Source organism: Brucella sp. NBRC 12953 (genome assembly GCF_040369775.1).
In the GTDB taxonomy this organism is placed as follows: domain Bacteria; phylum Pseudomonadota; class Alphaproteobacteria; order Rhizobiales; family Rhizobiaceae; genus Brucella; species Brucella pseudogrignonensis.
Map to the genome: position 1 here is coordinate 257,074 of NZ_BAABSV010000007.1, position 6,158 is coordinate 263,231.

Sequence of the window (6,158 nt, forward strand, 5' to 3'; positions counted from 1 at the left end):
TCGCCCGGTACGCGTCAGAGGCTCAGTTGGCTTTGCTCACCGGATAGAAATCCCAGGCGCCATAAAGGATCATGTTGTGGACATAGCCATCAATATTGGAGCGGGTGACGATGTAGCCAAAATCCTCCCACAGAAACTGGGTGGTGGCATAGTCATGCGACATTGCCTGCAGCTTGGCATAGATCGGTTCGCGCACCGCTGGATCCGAGGATGCCCAGGCTTCATCGAGCAAAGGCTTGAATTTCTCGGTCATCAACTCACGATAGCCATCCCCCAGCATGCCGCCCACAAGTCCGGTCGGGGACAGGTAGTAGGTCGCAGCACCCAGAGGGCCACCCGGATCCGAATAATCCGGTCCCCAGCCCATATAGGTGAGCGGTGAAGCCGGCTTGGCGCGGTTGTTCAATTTGTCGGAAATCGATGCCCAGGGCAGCGACTGGATCTTCATCTTGAATTTGGGATTGATGCGCTGCAATCCTTGCTGCAGCGCGGAAAGCGCTGCGGTCCCCTGCGGTGTCCCTTCCTGGACATAGGCGGTGAAGGTGAAGCCCGTCTCCCACAACTTGCCGTCAAAGGCTTTCTTGAAATGTTCCGCAGCCTTGTTCGGGTCATAGCTGTAGATCGGAGAATCCGCGCGATAACCCATGATGCCCCGCACCGTCGGACCGCGCGACTGCACGGTCTTGTTCAACAGGACCTGTTTGAGCAATGCGTCGTAATTCTGCGCATAGTTGAAGCCCTTGCGCACATCGATATCGGCAAAGAAATCCGGTGGAATGCCATTGCCATCGAGTTTTCCGCTGCCGATCGCCGCATTGTCGGTGTCCTCGAGCGGCCAGGCGAAATAAAGCCCGCGCCCAAACACCTTTGGCAATCCATCCACCACCTTGACGCCATCGGATTTGCTCAGCTCATCGAGAAACTCGACCGGCGCGGTCACAAAATCAGCATCGCCTGACAAAAGCTGCAGACGGCGGGTGGTCCATTCCGGAACGGTGCGCATCACCACGCGCTCGAGCTTGGCCGGCCCCATGAAATAGTTATCAAACCGCTTGAGTGTTATCCGGCGATCGGTGCGGTCCCATTCCTCCAGCATGAAGGGGCCGGTACCGTTTTCCTGGGCAAATAGCGGATCGTCGCCGAGCTCGGGTCGATAGTATTTTTTCCAGCTGTCGCCATCACCATCCCAGCCGCCGACTGAGGCAACCCATTCCTTGTCGACGATCGACGCACCAAAGGGCAGAGCGAGAACCCCAAGCGTTGCAGGAAAGGATTTTGGCAGTTTCAGGACGACATTGTCACCTTCCACCGTGATCTGGGAGGCCAGCTGATCATAGACCTTGCGCAAGGCTTCCGGTCCCGCATCATTGATATTCTTGACATTGGCTTCCGTCTCCACCCATTTGGTAATGTCTGGATATTTGCCGGCCGTCACCACTTCAGTGATCGCATTCGACATCCAGGACTGCCCCATCAGGATCGCCCGTAACAGCGAATAGCGCACGTCCTCAGGCGTGATCTGGCCATAGCCGGGTTCGATCTTTGCCTTCTGATCCTCTGTCAGGCCATCATAGGCCTGCCAGCTGATCTTGCCATCATCGCCCTTGATGCCGACCTTGTGGGCATGGACGTCCTTGCGGATTGGAAACGTATAGGTGATCGAGCCGTCATCGCCGTTCTTGATCAACCCATTGTCAAGGCTCGGCACCGCGCTCGAAATCGCAGGGACAAATTCCGAGATTTCGGATCCATTGTAATTGAGCAACCGGCTATAGACATTCAGCGCGCCGTAGGAGCTTGGCGTGTTGGCAATATAGGCGGGATCAAACGACTGCACGTCGTCGGTCCACAAAAACACAAAGGTTCCCGGATTTTTGGTCTGGGCAACAGCAGGCGCCGCCGCCAGGCCAAGGCCCCAGGAAAGGGCCAGAGCCAAAGCAAGTTTCATGGAAAGTTCCCCTATTTCGATCTTCGATCTTGTTTTATTTTTTCTCAGGCTAGGAGCACACTTGCGCTGCTGTCCAATGCGTAGTTAGAATGAACTATGCAAAGAACGCATGAGGTTGCGATGGAGCTGGCCTGGCTCGAAGACTTCCTGGAAATCGTGGCGACGCGGAACTTCTCGACGGCTGCTGCTGCAAGGAATATTTCCCAGCCGGCATTCAGTCGACGCATCCGATCGCTGGAAAACTGGGTTGGCGCGGATCTGCTCGACCGCAGCACCTATCCCGTACATCTCACCGGCGCTGGCAACCTGTTTGTGCCGCGTTGCCAGGAGCTCGTCCGTGACATGTATCGGTTGCGCACCGATTGCCGCAATGTCGCCGGTGCCAGCTCGCAGCTTTTGACGTTCACTGCGTTTCACACCCTGGCGATCTATTTCTTCCCCGACTGGATTGCGCGTTGCCAGGGCGCGGAAACCCTGGTTCGCAGCAGCATGCACACTGCGGATTTTCTGGAATGCATCGAGCATTTGTCGTCGGGCAAATGCAATTTCGCAATCATCTATGATCATCCCGATGGGCCGCCGGTTCTCGAAGCTGGCCCATTTGAATCGCTGCAAATCGGCAAGGATCGTCTGATCCTCGTTTCAGGCACCGATCCTGCCGGCAAACCACTTTATGACCTCGACGTGCCAGAGGGGACGAAAATCCCCTATCTCTCCTATTCCTGGAACGACGGCTATCTGGGCAAGCTGATTTCCCTCATCCAGTCGCGCCGCCGCCATCCACCCAATCTGAGCACCGTCTATCAATCCTCTCTCGCCGTCAGTCTCAAACAAATGGCCATCGCCGGACATGGCATCGCCTGGCTGCCGCAGATCTGCGTGCAGACCTCGATCAATCAGGGTGCGTTGGTGCAGATTGGCGGTCAGCAAATGGCGCTGGAAATGGAAATCCGGATTTTCCGTCGTGCCGGGGCGAGAAACCGCGATGTAGAGGCATTCTGGAACGATCTCGCTGACAATCAAAGCAATCTGCGCAGCCTGCCGGACCCGGCGCTGAGACTGCGCTGAGCGACCAAAAATACCCTCATGCGAAAACAGAGACGGTAATGCAATTTCTGCATAACCTTGTTGCAGTCAATCTCTACCGGGGATTTCCCTGCAGGCTTTAGCCTGGACAGCGGTCTGAACGAGGTTCCCCTTTATCCGCCGATCCCCTTTGCGCGGCTTGCGTGTTGACACCATCATCGCAGCAGGGATTAGATTGGCAAAACGCGAAAAATCGCAGGGGAACACAATTTGACCAGATCATCCAGCAGCAGTGCGGCTCTGCCCTCTAGCGTGGCTCTGCCCGACAATGTCATTCTTTCGGTTGAAAATCTTGACGTCTGTTTTGCCCCCAATGCGGCAAATCCGGTGCGCGCTGTCAGGAATGTCTCGCTGCAGATTGGTCATGGTGAAACATTGGCGCTGGTCGGCGAATCCGGCTCGGGCAAATCCGTGACCGCCATGACCATCATGCGGTTAACCGAATTTGACGGTGCCAGCATCACCGGCGGCCGGATATTGATGCGGATGAAAGACCGCACGATCGTCGATCTCACAAAATTGTCCGACAAGCGTATCGAAGCCTTGCGTGGCTTTGAGCTGTCGATCGTCTTTCAGGATCCGATGTCCAGTCTCAACCCTGTCTTCACGGTCGCTGATCAGATCATGGAAGCGGTGATCCGGCATCAGAAGAAAACATCGCGTGAGGCGAGGCAGATTGCGCTCAATGTGCTCAAACTGGTGCGGGTACCCGATGCGGAGCGCCGGCTCGATCAATATCCCCACCAGCTTTCCGGCGGTATGCGTCAGCGCGTGATGATTGCAATGGCATTGGCCTGCCGACCCTCGCTGATGATCCTCGATGAACCCACAACCGCCCTTGATGTCACCATCCAGGCCCAGATCCTCGACCTGGTTCGTGCACTGCAACGCGAGATCGGCATGGCAGTGCTGTTCATCACCCATGACATGGGTGTCGTCGCCGAAATCGCCGACCGGGTCTGCGTGATGCTGAAAGGCGAGATCGTCGAGACAGGGTCCGTCCATGATATCTTCAACAATCCCAAACATCGCTATACAAGCGCGCTGATTTCGGCGGTGCCGCGTCTGGGCAGCATGGCTGACAAGCCGGGGCCGGAAAAATTTCCGCTGCTTGTTTATGAAGAGGAGTCAGCACGCACGGGGACGGCGCAATGAACACGCAGATGGTGCAGAACAAACAACCCTTGATCGAAGTGCGTGATCTGGTGACCCGCTTCGACCTGAAAGGCGGCCTGCTCGGCCGCACCACCGGCCGCGTTCATGCGGTTGAAAATGTCTCCTTCACTATTTTCCCAGGCGAGACATTGGCGCTGGTGGGAGAATCGGGTTGCGGAAAATCCACTGTCGCACGCAGCATCATGCAGCTTGACCGGCCGCAATCGGGATCGATCCGCTATCAGGGAACCGAACTGGTCGGTGCGTCAAAAAAAGATCTGCAGCGCTTCCGCCGTGAAGCACAGATGGTTTTTCAGGATCCTTTTTCCTCACTCAATCCGCGCATGACCATTGCCCAGGCGCTGATCGATCCCATGCGGGTGCATCGCCTGGGTGGTTCGGTTGCGCTGCATGCGCGCGCGGCCGATCTGCTTGCCAAGGTCAATCTTCCTGGCGACTATCTTCAGCGCTATCCGCACGCCTTTTCCGGTGGTCAGCGCCAGCGGATCTGTATTGCCCGCGCCCTGGCGCTTGATCCCCGGCTGATTATCGCTGACGAAGCCGTGGCCTCGCTTGATGTGACGATTCAGGCCCAGGTCATCAATCTGCTGATGGATCTGCAGCAGGATATGGGGATCGCAATCCTGTTCATCAGTCACGATATGGCCGTCGTCGAGCGCATCGCCCATCGGGTGGCCGTGATGTATCTGGGCGAAATCGTCGAGATCGGCGATCGCCGTTCCGTATTCGGCAACCCCCAGCACCCCTACACCCGCAAACTGCTTTCCACCGTTCCGGTGGCGGATCCAGCGCGGCGGTCGATTGCGCGCGAACCGCTGTCCGACGAAATTCCCAGTGCGGTGCGAGCGCCGGATTTCGTGCCTGTTATCCTGCCGATGACCAGGATCAGCCCAACCCATTATGTCCGCGCAACCCAGCCCGCCTGATGGCAGCGACCAGCATTGCCCTCTTAAAAGGACGAGAGCAAAGCTGCGACAAGGGCCGCACCCTGTGGTCCGGGCTTTTTGCCTGCTGCCTTGAAGGGCGCTCAGCTTGAAGGGCCGCAGCCTGCATCCGCGCGACCCAGGCTCTCAGATTTCGGGCGCCACCGGAAAATTGACCGGACTGGAAAACACCCGCTGCAACTGGCCCCAGCCGGGATCATGCATATGCGCGCAAAGCCCCGCCCGCATCACAAGCGCCCGCGCCTCGCTTTCTCCAAAGGCCAGTGCCGCCTGCATATTGGTGGTCAGCACCTTGCCATCGCGCATCAGGATCTTTCCGTCGACAATCACCGTGTCGACATCGCTGCCATGCACCTGGTGGATCAAGCGGTGAACCGGCATCCAGTTGGGGGTTAGATGCGGTTTGCGCATATCGATGATCGCGATATCGGCTTTCTTTCCGCTTTCAAGCGATCCGATTTCATGGTCCATGCCGATCGCGCGCGCCGCATCAATGGTGATCATCTCGAAAATCTTGCCGGGCGGCAGAATATAGCGATCATGATTGTGCAGGACATGCTGGGTCGCCTGGGCTATGCGGGCGATCTGCAACATGTCGAAATGACGGCTCGGCGCGGCACCGTCCGATGTAAGGGCGACCGGCACGCCGCGCGCCATCATCTGCATCAAAGGCGTTGAACGTCCAGGTGGCGCGTGGGTCACATGGGTGCCTGTCTCGGCGAGAATGTCGATTTCTTCATGCGAAATCCCCCAGCAATGCTGCAGATGCACATCGGGACCGAGCAAGGCATTTTCCTTGTCCTGAAACGCCATCCGCACCTGGCCGGCAAAGGCGTCGGAATGAATGCGCACCCCCCATTTGCGTGCCGTCTCGCGAATGCGGCGTGCCTGCATCCGGTCCTGGGGGGGGGGGGGGGGGGGGGGGGGCGGGGGGGGGGGGGGGGGGGGGGGGGGGGGGGGGGGGCGGGGGGCGCGGTGTGCAAAAAAAAAACAAAACCCCCCCC

General features: G+C 57.9%; 4 protein-coding genes and 1 pseudogene. 3 read left to right on the top strand and 2 right to left on the bottom strand.

Annotated features, from left to right (window positions below):
- Positions 1-22: 22 nt before the first annotated feature.
- Positions 23-1,948 carry an ABC transporter substrate-binding protein gene (locus ABWV94_RS17975; protein WP_353414834.1) on the bottom strand — a complete coding sequence of 642 codons (1,926 nt, stop codon included), beginning with the start codon at positions 1,946-1,948 and terminating at the stop codon, positions 23-25.
- A 96-nt stretch (positions 1,949-2,044) separates the two neighbouring features.
- On the opposite strand from ABWV94_RS17975, the gene ABWV94_RS17980 reads away from it, so the two are divergent.
- From ABWV94_RS17980 to ABWV94_RS17990, 3 genes are all read left to right on the top strand, one after another.
- Positions 2,045-3,016 carry a LysR substrate-binding domain-containing protein gene (locus ABWV94_RS17980; protein ID WP_353414836.1) on the top strand — a complete coding sequence of 324 codons (972 nt, stop codon included), beginning with the start codon at positions 2,045-2,047 and terminating at the stop codon, positions 3,014-3,016.
- A 228-nt stretch (positions 3,017-3,244) separates the two neighbouring features.
- Positions 3,245-4,189, top strand: a complete 945-nt coding sequence (locus ABWV94_RS17985; RefSeq protein ID WP_113497636.1) for an ABC transporter ATP-binding protein — start codon at positions 3,245-3,247, stop codon at positions 4,187-4,189.
- Entirely contained in the window at positions 4,186-5,136 is a 951-nt protein-coding gene (locus ABWV94_RS17990) for an ABC transporter ATP-binding protein (RefSeq protein ID WP_353414839.1), read from the top strand. The genes ABWV94_RS17985 and ABWV94_RS17990 overlap by 4 nt, the downstream gene beginning before the upstream one ends.
- Positions 5,137-5,280: 144 nt before the next feature.
- Here the strand turns inward: ABWV94_RS17990 and ABWV94_RS17995 are convergent.
- Positions 5,281-6,054, bottom strand: a pseudogene (locus tag ABWV94_RS17995) (amidohydrolase family protein); the annotation flags it as partial.
- Between the last annotated feature and the right edge of the window lie 104 nt (positions 6,055-6,158).